The sequence below is a fragment of the Nocardiopsis listeri genome, from assembly GCF_020741345.1.
Taxonomy (GTDB): Bacteria; Actinomycetota; Actinomycetes; order Streptosporangiales; family Streptosporangiaceae; genus Nocardiopsis; species Nocardiopsis listeri_A.
In genome coordinates this window covers 1-12925 of record NZ_DYZD01000216.1, presented here as the reverse complement: position 1 = coordinate 12925, position 12925 = coordinate 1, and the positions used below count along the sequence as shown (strand labels likewise).

Genomic DNA, 12925 nt, shown 5'->3' with positions numbered 1-12925 from the left:
CGGTCTCCGTAGAACCCGGAGGCGTTGCCGACCCGCAGGGAGGGGGCTGCTGTAGCGGTCATGGACACGAGAGTGACACCGGACACAGAAAAAAACAAGCACCTGTGCTTGTTTCTGATTCGTCCGGTTCAGGACCCTTATTCGTCGAAATGGCCGGAACCGGTCGCGATCATCCCGTTACGGAGGGCGGCTTTCGGGACACGGGGCCGGTATTTTGACGCGGGTGAGCACCTCCCCAGAAGACACCAAGGACACCACCCCCACCTCCGAAACCACCGATGACGCCGCCGACCGGAAGCCCTCCGAGTCCGAGGGCGGCGCGGGCGAAGCCTTCGTCTCCGGCGTCCCCGAACCGCGGCCGGCCGGACTGTTCGGACCCGAGACCTTCAGCGTGGCCGGACTCCTCCTGCTGGCCACCACGCTTTTGTCCACCGAGCTGGTGGCGATCTTCAACCAGCACACCCTGACCGGCGCGCAGGGCACCCTGAGCGCGGCGGTCCAGGGGCAGCTGACCGGCGCCGGCCTGTTCTCCGCGCTGGCCGTGGTGAGCGCCGCCGTGGCGCTAGTGCGCGCCGCTCCCACCACCCGCCCGTGGGCGCGTCACCTGGCCGCGGCCACCGTCATCGTCGGGCTGTTGCTGGTCCTGCTGACCGTGACCTCGTACGTACTGCTGTCGCCCTGATCCCCGTCCCCGGGCCGGAGACCCCTCCGGCTCGGTTCCCTACGTCCACCAGGCGATTCTTAGGCACTGCTTATACACACCCACGGGTACGTTGGCCGCGTGAGTACGACACCGGAAGAGAACACAGGACCCGAGAACACCACGACCGAGCCGGAGGAGTCCGGCCGGCCGAGCTTCGAACCGGCCGGAGTCGAGACCGAGACCGCGGAGGAATCACCCCACGATGCGGCCGAGGGGCAGGACCCCGACCAGGCGGGGGACCCGAACACCGAGGGGGCGGAGCCCGTCGCCGGGTCGACGTCCGACCCGCGTCCCGGCGGCGTACTGTCCGCGGAGACCTTCGGCCTCGTCGCCCTGGTCCTGCTCGGCGTGACCATCATGTCGGGTCAGCTCCTGGAGATGCTCACCAGCATGATCCTGGTGAGCGGACAACCCATAGCTCCCGAGCAGATCGGCCACATCGAACTCCAGCTGATGATGGGCGGTGGGGTGGCGCTGCTCGCGGTCCTCTTCGCGGGCCTGTCGCTGGCGCTGATCAACCCGGGCACCCGCCCCTGGGCCAAGTGGGCCGCGACCACCACCGTGATCGTGGGGCTGCTGTTCGTGGTCATCGCGGCCGTGGCCTTCTACATGGTCCCCGAGGCGGCCGAGCAGATGATGCCGCCGATCATGGAGTGACCACCCGATCCGCCGGGGCCCATCATGGGCCCCGGCCGGGTTCCGGCCCGTCTTCGGAGCCGAACGCTCCGGGAAGGGGGGGGTCGCGCGCGGCTTCGGGCCTCGTCCGGAAAGGGCACGAGAGGTGTCGGTGGAGGGTGGCCACACTGCCCGACGGGGCCGGGCCTCATCCACGGGATCCTCGCCGAGGGGACCCGTTTCCCGGCCGACCAGGGCGTGCCCCGGATCCGCGCCGCCACCGACCTGGGCAACACCTCCCATGGCGGCGGCCTGCCACCGGTCCGGGTACGCCACCCTCGCCCACCTTCTCGACTCCACCTGGGAGTGACCTCCCCGGGGCGGGCGCCGCAGCCCCCGGTGCCCGCCCCACTCCTGGCCCTTCGCGCGGATCGGATCAGGCGACGCGGTCGATGACCAGCGGCCTCGGGGTCCACTCGTCGGCGCCGCCGATGTCGCAGGCGCCCTCCAGGGCCTCGGCGGCCCACCCGAAGCGCTCGGCCTCGTCGGTGTACAGGGTGAACAGCGGTTCGCCCGCGACGACCTCCTCGCCCGGCTTGGCGTGCAGGGTCACACCCGCGCCGAAGGACACCGCGTCCTCCTTGCGGGCCCGTCCCGCACCGAGCCGCCAAGCGGCCAGGCCGACCTGGTAGGCGTCCAGGCGGGTCACCACCCCGGAGGTCGGGGCGAGCACCACGCGGCTCTCGGCGGCCTCGGGCAGGTCCGCTTCCGGGTCGCCGCCCTGGGCACGGATCATGTCCTTCCAGGACTCCAGGGCGCTACCGTCGCGCAGCGCCTCGGCCGGGTCCTTGATCCCGTTCTCACCCGGGGTGAGCCCGGCGGCGGTGAGCATCTCCCGGGCCAGGGCCACGGTCAGCTCCACCACGTCGGCCGGTCCGCCACCGGAGAGCACCTCCACCGCCTCGGCCACCTCCAGGGCGTTGCCCACCTGACGGCCCAGCGGGCTCTCCATGTCGGTCAACAGCGCCACGGTGCGCACTCCGTGGTCGTTGCCGATGTCCACCATGGTGCGGGCCAGCTCACGGGCGGCGGTCGTGTCCTTCATGAACGCCCCCGAACCCACCTTGACGTCGAGCACCAGCGAACCGGTGCCCTCGGCCAGCTTCTTGCTCATGATCGAGGCGGAGATGAGCGGAATCGACTCGACGGTGCCGGTGACGTCGCGCAGGGCGTAGAGCTTGCGGTCGGCCGGAGCCAGCCCGGAACCGGCCGCACAGATCACCCCGCCGGTGTCGACGATGACCTGCCGCATCTCCTCGGTGGACAGCGAGGCCCTCCATCCCGGGATCGACTCCAGTTTGTCCAGGGTGCCGCCGGTGTGGCCCAGCCCGCGCCCGGACAGCTGGGGCACGGCCGCCCCACAGGCCGCCACGGTGGGTGTCAACGGCAGGGTGATCTTGTCGCCCACCCCGCCGGTGGAGTGCTTGTCGGTGGTGGGTCGGGCCAGGTCGGAGAAGTCCAGGCGCTCCCCCGAGTCCAGCATGGCCTCGGTCCAGCGGGCCACCTCGGCACGGTTCATCCCCTTGAGGAAGATGGCCATGGCCAGCGCCGACATCTGTTCCTCGGCGATCTCACCACGGGTGTAGGCCGCGATCACCCAGTCGATCTGTTCGGGGGTGAGCTCCACCCCGTCGCGTTTGGCGCGGATGATCTCGATGGCGTCCATGTCATGTCCCTTCCATGGCCGTCCTCCGGTGGAGAACGTGGCTGAAACGACGTCTCCCCGGCCACGCGGGACGGGACCGGGGAGACGCCTTGCGATCAACTGATCAGGTGAGGTTGTGCGGTCCGAACGCCTGGGGCAGCACCCGGTCCAGGGGAAGGATCCCCTCGGGAGTGTCCAGGAGCATCTCGGGTCCGCCGTGTTCGTACAGCAGCTGACGGCAGCGTCCGCACGGCATCAGGGGCTCGCCCTTTCCGTCCACACACGCGAAGGCGACCAGCCGGCCGCCCCCGGTGGCGTGCAGGGCGCTGACGAGTCCGCACTCGGCGCACAGGCCCACGCCGTAGGAGGCGTTCTCGACGTTGCAGCCGCTCACGATCCGACCGTCGTCGACCAACGCGGCCGCGCCCACCGGGTACTTCGAGTACGGCGCGTAGGCGCGCGTCATGGCCTCCCGGGCGGCGTCCCTCAGACCCGCCCAGTCCACAGTCGTCTCGGATCCGCTCATGACCGACTCGCCCTCCACTGCTTACCGACCCCGGCGGGCGCCCTCAGCCGTTGCGAGGCCAGGGACAGCACCAACAGGGTGGCGATGTGCGGGCTGTAGGTGGCCAGCTCGCGGGGCAGCGAGTCGGTGCTGAAGTACCACAGCAGCAGCACGACAGCGGTGAGGAAACCGGCGATGGCGATGCCCTTGCGGTCCTTGCGCACCTGCCAGACGGCCACCACCAGCAGCACCACGGCCAGGAGCAGCAGCAGGGCGTGGATGGCCGCGCCGCCGCCGCGCACCTGGAGGGCGTCGGTGTAGCCGAACAGGCCCGCGCCCATGGCCAGACCGCCCGGACGCCAGTTACCGAAGATCATCGCGGCCAGACCGATGTAGCCTCGGCCGCCGGTCTGCCCCTCCTGGTAGATCTGCGAGGCGACGATCGCCAGGAACACGCCGCCCATGCCGGCCAGGCCACCGGAGACGACCACGGCGATGTACTTGAGGGTGTACACCGGAACACCGAGGGACTCGGCGGCGTCGGGGTTCTCGCCCACCGACCGCAACCGCAGGCCGAAGGTGGTCCTCCACAGCACCAGGTAGGTGATCGGGACCAGCAGGATGGCGATGAGGGTGAGCGCGGACATACGGGTGGTGAGCCCGATGACCAGCGACGCCAGGTCGCTGACCAGGAATATCCCGCTCTGGGCGACGGGGGCGAGTGCCTCGGGCAGCCACGGCACGTTCAGGGTCGGGAACGACGGCGCCACCGGGGACTGGGCGGCGCCCGCGCCGGGGATGTCGGAGTAGATCAGGATCGACATGTAGCGCATGGCGCCCAGGGCCAGGATGTTGATGGCCACACCGGACACGATGTGGTCCACGGCGAAGGTCACCGTGGCCACCGCGTGCATCAGGCCACCGAGCATGCCGCCCATGGTCCCCGCGATCAGGCCGATCCACGGGTTGTCGAAGCTCCACGCGAAGTAGGCCCCGAACCAGGTCCCGAAGATCATCATGCCTTCGAGCCCGATGTTGATGATGCCCGCGCGTTCGGCCCACAGACCGCCGAGGCCGGCCAGGCCGATCGGGACCGCGAAGGTCAGCGTGGTGCGGACGGTGCCCGCGTCGGTCAGCATGTCCTGGCCGGTGATGACCCGCAGGCCCGCCAGGGACACGAAGACCGCCATCAGCAGGGTGAGGACGCGCCAGCGCGCCCACCCCTTGGGCCGGCGCTTGGTCACCGGCTCCATCACGTTGAGTTCCTGGCTCACTGTGCCTCCCCACCGCTCTTGTCGTCGGTGCCGTCTTCCTTGGAGCGGCCGGGGACGCTGTCGTCACCCTCGTCGGAACCGTGCTCCGGGCCGTGGGACACGGCCGCGGGCTCCGGTGTGGTCTCGGTCGTCCGACCGAGCTGCTTGCCGATCTGCTGTTGCTGGTAGCGACGGCCCCAGCGGTGGACCACCTCGTAGACCACGACGACCGTGAGGACGATGGTGGCCTGCGCGATGACCGCGATCTCCTGCGGGATGCCGTCGAAGGGCAGGATGCCCGCCGCCTGGTTCAGGAAGGCCCAGAACAGGGAGGCGAAGACGATGCCCACCGGGTGGTTGCGGCCCAGCAGCGCGATGGCGATGCCGATGAAGCCGATCCCGGTCGGGAAGTCCAGCGCGTAGTAGTGGGAGCTGCCGAGCAACTGCGGCAGGCCCACGAGCCCCGCGACCATGCCGGAGAAGAGCATGGACAGGAAGACCATCTTCTTGACGTCGACGCCGCTGGCCTCGGCCGCCGTCTTGGACTGGCCGGTGGCCCGCAGTTCGAAGCCGAACCGGGTGCGGTTGAGCATGACCCAGTAACCGATGCCGACCGCGACGGCGAGGAAGAGCAGACCGAAGATCTCCCGCTCCGAACCGAGGAAGGTCGCCGGGATACCGGGGACCCAACCGGACTCGGGGATGGGCGGGGTACCGATGTTGTTGGTGCTGATCTCGACCGCGAGGCGTCCCTCGGTCAACAGGTAGGCGGTGATACCGGTGGCGATCGAGTTGAGCATGATCGTGGAGATCACCTCGGACACGCCACGGGCGACCTTGAGGTAACCGGCGATACCCGCCCACACGCCACCGACCGCGACCGCGGTGACGATGACGACGAACTGGCTGATCACCGGCGGCAGGATCAGGTATCCGCCGACCGCGGCCGACAGCAGCGCCGCCAACCGGTACTGACCGTCGACGCCGATGTTGAACAGCTTCATCTTGAAGCCGATCGCCACGGCCACGGCGGCCAGGTAGTAGGTGATGCCGTCGTTGATGATCTGCACCATGCTGTTGGGCCTGGTGCCGTACTCCAGCATCCGATCGAAGGTGTCCAGAGGCGTGATGCCACTGAAGTACAGCACCGCGGCGGTCACCCCGATGGCGAGGATCCCCGCGGCGAACACCGCGGCGAAGGACAGCGCCAGCATGGTCGACAGTCGGTGGAACAGCAGGAACGCCAGCGCGGCACCGATGGCGCCGCCGATCAGGGCCGCGGCCCACTCCTGGAGTTGCAGGTCCAGCAGCCAGGCGGACAGCAGACCCGACACCACGGCCAGGATCAGTGCCGTGGGCATCACCAGGGTCTTGTGGAGGGCGGTCCCCTCCTCCTTGGCACCGCCGGATCCGGCACCGCGCTTCATGGAGATCAGCGGGGCGGTCCACGCCACGAAGCCGAAGGCCACCACCACTGCGATGATGAGCGCCGCCCACCACAGCAGCGCCAGGTCGAGCCCCGCGGTGACCCCGGCGCCCAGGACGACCGCGATCGCGGCGGCCACGGGCCCGGACATGGTCATGTCGGGGCGGGGAAGCTTACTCATGCGCCGCCCTCGTTCTCTTCTCCGTCGGTGCCGTCGCTCGCACCTGAATCGCTTTGCCGGTCGCCCGCCAGGCCGGCGCCGGTCATGGCGGAACCGAGCTGTTCGGGGGTGACGTCGGTCGGGTCGGCCTCGGCCACCAGACGTCCGCGCAGGATGACGTGCAGCGTGTCGGACATGCCGATCAGCTCGTCCAGGTCCGCCGAGATCAGCAGCACGGCCAAGCCCTCGGCCCGGGCCTCGCGCAGCTGTTCCCAGATCGCTGACTGGGCGCCCACGTCCACGCCCCGGGTGGGGTGCGCGGCGACCAGGAAACGCGGTCGCCCGCTCATCTCCCGGCCGATGATGAACTTCTGCTGGTTACCGCCGGAGAGCGCGTCGGCGATGACGTCGATGTTGGGGGTGCGCACGTCGTACTCGGCGACGATGCGCTCGGAGTCCTGCCTGGCTCCGGCCTTGTTGATCCAGGGCCCGCGCACGCTGGGTTCGCGGGTCTGGTGACCCAGGACGCGGTTCTCCCACAGAGGGGACTCCAGCAGCACGCCGTGACGGTGTCGGTCCTCGGGGATGTAGCCGACGCCCGCCTCCCGGATGCGCAGCGTTGTCCAGGAGGTGACGTCGTCCCCCTCCAGGCGGATGTGGCCGGAGGAGACCCGGCGCATGCCCATGATGGCCTCGATGAGCTCCGACTGACCGTTGCCCTCGACGCCGGCGATGCCGACGATCTCGCCCTTGCGGATGTCCACGGAGACGTCGTCGACGACGTTGCGGCCGTCGGCGGAGGTCACGGTGACCCCGTCCAGGGACAGGACCACGTGGTCGGTGACGGTGGACTCGCGCAGTTCGGGGACGGGCAGCTCGCCACCGACCATCAACGTGGCCAGTTCCCGCGCGGTGGTGGTGCGCGGGTCCGCGGTGGCGACGGTGGTGCCGCGTCGGATGACGGTGATCTCGTCGGCGACCGACAGGACCTCGTCGAGTTTGTGCGAGATGAAGATGACGGTCAGGCCCTCGCGCTTGAGTTCGCGCAGGTTGTCGAAGAGTTCGTCGACCTCCTGCGGGACCAGGACCGCGGTGGGCTCGTCCAGGATGATGGTCTCGGCGCCTCGGTAGAGGACCTTGAGGATCTCCACGCGCTGGCGGTCGCCGACGCCCAGGTCCTCCATCAGGCGGTCGGGTTCCACCCCGAGGCCGTACTGACCGGACAGTGCGCGGATCTGCTCACGGGCCTTGTTGCCGATGCCGTGACGACGTTCGGCGCCCAGGACCACGTTCTCCAGGACGGTCAGGTTGTCGGCGAGCATGAAGTGCTGGTGCACCATGCCGATGCCGTTCTTGATCGCGTCGGAGGGCGAGTTGAACCGCACCTCTCGACCCTTGACGTGGATGGTGCCCTCGTCCGGCTTGTGCATGCCGTACAGGGTCTTCATCAACGTGGACTTACCCGCCCCGTTCTCGCCGACGATGGCGTGCACGGTACCGGGAGCCACGGTGATGTCGATGTCGTGGTTGGCCACGACGCCGGGAAAACGCTTGGTGATCCCGCGCAGCTCAACGGCGGCGGGTCCGTTCGACCCGCCGCCCGATGGCGTGCTGCTCATCAGACTCCTCTTGGGGAACTTGCGGCGGGGCGCGGGCGGGCCGGGGTACGGCCACGTCCGGACACCTTCGTCGCGGTGCGGCTACCGGGCGGAGCCGAAGGGGGCCAGGGCCCCCTCCGGCTCCGTTCCTCGTGACCGGTGTGGATCACGGCGCGGGCCCGGTGCCCGCTCAGTGGTGGGTTCCGTGCCCATCAGGGCTCGGTGGGAACCTCGATGTCACCGGCGATGATCTGCTCCTTGAGCTCGTCGAGCTCCTCCTGCAGCGGAGCGATCGCCTCTTCGTTGCTGGTGGTGTAGTCCACACCGCCCTCGCTGAGGTCGAAACGCTGGATGCCGCCCTCGACGCTGTCCTCGGTGGCGGCCTTGATGAGCTCGAACACCGAGAGGTCGACCTGCTTGATGGCGGAGGTCAGCACGTGCGGCTTCTGCTCGTCGTCGGCGTTCTCGTACTGGTCGCTGTCGACACCGATGAAGGTGAAGTCGTTGTCGACGGCCGACTCCAGGACACCGTTGCCGGAGGCGCCGGCGGCGTGGTAGATGACGTCCGCGCCACGGTCGTACTGGGCCTGGGCGACCTCACGGCCACGGGCCGGGTCGCTGAAGCCGCTCATGTCCGGCGGCTGGCTCAGGTAGTCGATCTCGACGTTGATGTCCTCGTTGACGTGCTCGACGCCCGCGCTGAAGCCCGCCTCGAACTTGTGGATCAGCGGGGTCTCGACACCTCCGACGAAGCCGACGTGGTCCTCCTCGGTGGTCAGCGCCGCGGCGGCACCGGCCAGGAAGGAGGCCTGTTCCTCGGCGAAGACCAGGCTGGTGACGTTGTCGATCCCCTCGATCTCGGAGTCCACGATGGCGAAGTCGACGTCCGGGTACTCGGGCGCGACCGCCTGGATGGCGGCGTCGTAGGCGAACCCGACCGCGATGACGACGTCGTAGCCCTCGTCGGCCATGGTGGCCAGACGCTCTTCCTTGGCGGAGTCCGGTTCACCGTCGGACGGCTCGAAGTCCTGGGTCTCCACTCCCAGCTCCTCGGCCGCCTGCTCCAGGCCTCGGAACGCGGAGTCGTTGAAGGAACGGTCGCCGCGACCACCGACGTCGTAGGCCAGGCCCACGCGTACTTCGGAGGCCTCGTCCCCGCCATCGGCACCGCCGTTGTCGCCGTCTTCGACCGCGCTGTCGCACGCGGTGAGTGCCAGCATGCCCGCCGCGGCGACGGCGGCGAACTTGGCTGCGTTACTACGCTTCACTTGGGTAACTCTCCCCTTCGCCCTCTCAGCGGTGCCGCATTCCGCGCGGGACCGGCCTGAGTTCTGCAGCCGGACGATATCCCGTTGCGGAAAGTACACCTAACCCACGGTCGGAGTTGTTATGAAGGCGAGAGCCAAGTGACACGGGGCCTTACTCGGAAGTTACCAAGAGCACACCGAGAGGGGCCGGCCGTTCGGCTTTTCCCGGTTTTCGACCCCCTCTTCCCTGGAAGAACACGGGATTACGACCGGTTGTACCGAATCCCTCACCTTTGGTCACACACCCATGTGGAAGCCGGCCGGTCTAGACCGGCCTGACCCAATATCCGACGCGGCCCTTCGTCCTCCGGGATCAGCCGGCGAGGAAGTCCACCGCCGCCTGCTTGAACACCCGGGAGGAGACCGCGTTGGCGTGGTCGCGCCCGGGGATCTCCACGAAGACGCCCTCGCAGGAGGCGGCCAGGTCTGCGGCGCCCTCGGCCACCGTGTCCTTGGCCCCTGCCACCAGCAGGATCGGCACGCCCTCGGGCCGGGGCTCGACGGTGAAGGGGTCGGCGGCCTGGCCCCGCGCGCAGGCGGCGAGCGCTTCGGGGTCGTTGCCGGGCAGCCCGCCGACCGTACGGAAGACGTGGTCGAAGGGGGTGTTCCCCGTCCCGGGTTCGCCCTCGTCCAGACCGGCCAGCGCGTCGACCGGGCCGAATCCGCCCAACACCATGCGGCGCACACGCTCGGGGGCGGTGAGCGCGAGCGCCCAGGCCAGCCTGGATCCCATGGAGTAGCCGACCACGTCGACGCTCGGCAGGCCGAGCTCGTCGAGGAGCCGCAGAAGGTCGGCGACGAAGTGTTCGGGCAGATAGAGCCCGCTGTCGGTGGGTTTCGCGCTGCCCCCGTGGCCGCGCAGGTCCGGACCGATCACACGGCGGCCCGCGGTCTCCAGGGCACGGGGCCAACCGGTGGCCCGCCAATTCATGTCGAAGGAGCTTCCGAAACCGTGCAACAGAAGCACCGGAACGGACTCCCTCGGGGCCTGCGGAGGCAAATCCGCATAGCGTATTGTCACGTCTCCGACGAGATTTCGGGCCATGAATCGTTCCGCCCCTTTCACGGTTCGGGTATTTCACCAAAGGGAACGGAGACCCATTCAGATGTTCCTCTGATCGAATGGTCGAGACAAGGGCTCCCACTCGTGCCGACATCCGAACGGGCCTCCGATAAAGATGGGACCTTTGACCGATGGGCCGGTCAGTCCGTCGGGGGCTTGAGACGGACCCTGCGTCGCGGTGCCGCGTCCTCGGTCGGCACCCTGCCGACGATGCCGGCCCGGGGCGCCTCCTCCACCTCGACCGCGAAGGTCACCAAAGGGTCGCCGACGGGAACGACCCCCTCCTCCTCCGCGTGCAGCTCCACCACACGTCCGGCCTTGGGCGAGGGGATCACCACGGCGGACTTGGTGGTCTCCACCTCGACCAGCGGGTCGTTTCGGCCGACCACGTCGCCGACCGCCACCTGCCATTCCAGGACGGTCGCCTCGACCAGTCCCTCACCGAGGTCGGGAAGGGTGAAGGTGATGTTCTCTTGTGCCATGTGGGCTAGTACTCCAGGGTGCGCTGGACCGCGAGCAGGACGCGGTCGATCGTCGGCAGGTACTGGGATTCCAGGGGGCCGGCCGGGTAGGGGACGTCGAAGCCGGTGACCCGCTGGACCGGGGCGGCCAGTTCGCGGAAGCAGCCGTCGGTGATCAGGGTGGCGACCTCCGCGCCGAGCCCCGCGGTGAGCGGCGCCTCGTGGACGACCACGGCGCGCTTGGTGCGCGAGACCGAGGCCGCGAGTCCGGCGGCGTCGATGGGCTTGAGCCAGCGAAGGTCCAGGACCTCCAGCTCCACACCGTCCTCGGCCGCCAGTTCGGCAACCTGCACGCACTTGTGCACCATGGCGCCCCAGGCGACGAGGGTGGCGTGCCGGCCCGGGCGGACGATCCGGCTGGTTCCGATGGGGTCGGTGGGCTCGCTCGGCCGGAACGGCCGACGGTCCCAGTAGCGGGCCTTGGGCTCCATGTACACGATCGGGTCGTCGGAGCGCACCGACTGCAGCAGCAGGCTGTAGGCCTCGGCCGGGTCGGAGGGGGCCACGACCTTCAGGCCGGGGGTGTGCGCGAAGAGCGCCTCCAGGCTCTCCCCGTGGTGTTCGGGGGCCTGGATACCGCCGAAGGAGGGCAGACGCAGGGTGATCGGCATGGGCGCGGCGCCGCGGGTGCGGTAGTTCATGCGCGCCACCTGGTTCACGATCTGGTCGATGGCGGGGTAGGCGAAACCGTCGAACTGGAGCTCGGGGACGGGCCGCAGGCCGTTCATCGCCAAGCCGACCGCCATGCCCATGATGGCGGACTCGGCCAAGGGGGTGTCGAAGACACGCTGCTCCCCGAATTCCTTCTGCAGCCCGTCGGTGACTCGGAAGACACCGCCCAGGGCGCCCACGTCCTCCCCGAAGACGAGCACCTTCGGGTCCTCTGCGAGCAGGACGCGCAGGGCCCGGTTGATGGCCTGTTGCATGGACAGTTCGACCGTCTCGCCCCGGGGGTCCGGGGCGGCGGCTCGCTCGATCAGCTCGGTCACAGCTCGACCTCTTCCTGCCAGGTGCGGTGCTGCCGGGTGAGTTCCTCCGTGGTCTCCCGGAACACGTGGGTGAACAGTTCGGAGCCGTGGGGCTCGGGGGCCTCGGCGACACCGTCGCGGATCTCCTCGGCCCGTTCGGCGGCCTCGGCGTCGATCCGGTCCAGGTCGGCCTCGGCGGCGTGACCGGCCTCGATCAACGCGGCGCGCAGCAGCGTGAGGGGGTCGCGTTCGAGCCAGAGGGCGGCCTCGCCCTCGTTCCGGTACCGGCCGGGGTCGTCGGAGGTGGAGTGCGGCTCGACCCGGTAGGTGAGGGCCTCGATGACGGTGGGGCCGCCGCCCTCCCTGGCCCGTTGGACGGCCTTGGCGGTCGCGGTGTGGACCGCGCCGACGTCGTTGCCGTCCACCAGGACGCCCTCGATGCCGTATCCCTGGGCGCGCGCGGCGATGGAACCGCCGGCGACCTGCCGGTGGTTGGGCACCGAGAGCGCCCACTGGTTGTTCTGGCAGAAGAAGATGACGGGAGCCGTGAAGATCCCCGCGAAGTTCATGGCCTCGTGGACGTCGCCCTCCGAGCTGGCGCCGTCACCGAAGTAGGCCATGGCCACGCCCTCGCCACCTCGTAGTCTCTCGCCGATCGCCCAGCCCACGGCGTGCGGGACCGGACCGCCCACGACCGCGTTGATGGCACCGAACCGGGATTCCATGACGTCGTAGAGGCCGCCGTGCCACAGGGCGCGATGGGTGGCCATGTAGCCGACCATCTCGACGCCGTAGGCCAGGGCGGCGGCCATCTCTCGGTAGGTGGGGAAGACGAAGTCGCGGGTGGGATCGAGCGCGGAGGCTCCGCCGACCTGCGCGGCCTCCTGTCCTCGGACGGAGACGTAGGCGGGGAAGACGCCCTGGCGTTGCAGGGCGATGGCCTCGGTATCCAGGTCTCGCGCGGTGCGCATGTCGCGGTACAGACCGCGGGTGAGTTCGGGCGACAGGTGTTCCACGGTGATGGTGTCCTGGCCCGTCGACTCTCGGGGTGGCATGTCGAGCGGCTCCCAACGTGGCCCTTGAGCGCGCGGTGGCGCGCCA

The 12925-nt window shown here is 69.4% G+C and carries 12 protein-coding genes; 2 read left to right on the top strand and 10 right to left on the bottom strand.

Translation table 11 applies throughout. From position 1 onward, the window contains the following. Nucleotides 1-223: 223 nt before the first annotated feature. Both K8V84_RS11615 and K8V84_RS11610 read left to right on the top strand, forming a co-directional pair. Complete coding sequence (locus tag K8V84_RS11615; protein WP_304074067.1) at nucleotides 224-682, top strand: hypothetical protein; 459 nt, start codon at nucleotides 224-226, stop codon at nucleotides 680-682. A 99-nt stretch (nucleotides 683-781) separates the two neighbouring features. Continuing rightward, nucleotides 782-1360, top strand: coding sequence for a hypothetical protein (locus K8V84_RS11610; RefSeq protein WP_304074066.1), 579 nt, complete (start codon nucleotides 782-784; stop codon nucleotides 1358-1360). A 394-nt stretch (nucleotides 1361-1754) separates the two neighbouring features. Here the strand turns inward: K8V84_RS11610 and K8V84_RS11605 are convergent, their stop codons facing one another. From K8V84_RS11605 to K8V84_RS11560, 10 genes are all read right to left on the bottom strand, one after another. Next, nucleotides 1755-3044 (bottom strand): thymidine phosphorylase, encoded by a 1290-nt coding sequence (locus K8V84_RS11605; RefSeq protein ID WP_304074064.1) that lies wholly within the window; start codon nucleotides 3042-3044, stop codon nucleotides 1755-1757. A 103-nt stretch (nucleotides 3045-3147) separates the two neighbouring features. After that, on the bottom strand, nucleotides 3148-3567 hold the full coding sequence (locus K8V84_RS11600) for a cytidine deaminase (RefSeq protein WP_304074062.1): 420 nt from the start codon (nucleotides 3565-3567) through the stop codon (nucleotides 3148-3150). Then, nucleotides 3546-4802, bottom strand: coding sequence for an ABC transporter permease (locus K8V84_RS11595; protein WP_304074060.1), 1257 nt, complete (start codon nucleotides 4800-4802; stop codon nucleotides 3546-3548). Before K8V84_RS11595 ends, K8V84_RS11600 begins: the two co-directional genes overlap by 22 nt. Next, the gene (locus K8V84_RS11590) at nucleotides 4799-6388 is read right to left on the bottom strand and encodes an ABC transporter permease (protein WP_304074058.1); all 1590 of its coding nucleotides are present in this window, start codon (nucleotides 6386-6388) and stop codon (nucleotides 4799-4801) included. Before K8V84_RS11590 ends, K8V84_RS11595 begins: the two co-directional genes overlap by 4 nt. Further along, a complete protein-coding gene (locus K8V84_RS11585; protein ID WP_304074056.1) occupies nucleotides 6385-7986 on the bottom strand; it encodes an ABC transporter ATP-binding protein in 1602 nt (533 codons plus the stop codon). The genes K8V84_RS11590 and K8V84_RS11585 overlap by 4 nt, the downstream gene beginning before the upstream one ends. Before the next feature lie 191 nt (nucleotides 7987-8177). Then, the gene (locus K8V84_RS11580; protein WP_304074054.1) at nucleotides 8178-9233 is read right to left on the bottom strand and encodes a BMP family ABC transporter substrate-binding protein; all 1056 of its coding nucleotides are present in this window, start codon (nucleotides 9231-9233) and stop codon (nucleotides 8178-8180) included. Nucleotides 9234-9585: 352 nt separating this feature from the next. Continuing rightward, nucleotides 9586-10317 (bottom strand): alpha/beta hydrolase, encoded by a 732-nt coding sequence (locus K8V84_RS11575; protein WP_304074052.1) that lies wholly within the window; start codon nucleotides 10315-10317, stop codon nucleotides 9586-9588. Between the two features lie 158 nt (nucleotides 10318-10475). Then, nucleotides 10476-10817 (bottom strand): biotin/lipoyl-containing protein, encoded by a 342-nt coding sequence (locus tag K8V84_RS11570; protein WP_304074050.1) that lies wholly within the window; start codon nucleotides 10815-10817, stop codon nucleotides 10476-10478. Nucleotides 10818-10822: 5 nt separating this feature from the next. Then, nucleotides 10823-11845, bottom strand: a complete 1023-nt coding sequence (locus tag K8V84_RS11565) for an alpha-ketoacid dehydrogenase subunit beta (RefSeq protein ID WP_304074048.1) — start codon at nucleotides 11843-11845, stop codon at nucleotides 10823-10825. Beyond that, complete coding sequence (locus tag K8V84_RS11560) at nucleotides 11842-12879, bottom strand: thiamine pyrophosphate-dependent dehydrogenase E1 component subunit alpha (RefSeq protein ID WP_304074069.1); 1038 nt, start codon at nucleotides 12877-12879, stop codon at nucleotides 11842-11844. The genes K8V84_RS11565 and K8V84_RS11560 overlap by 4 nt, the downstream gene beginning before the upstream one ends. Nucleotides 12880-12925: the final 46 nt, after the last annotated feature.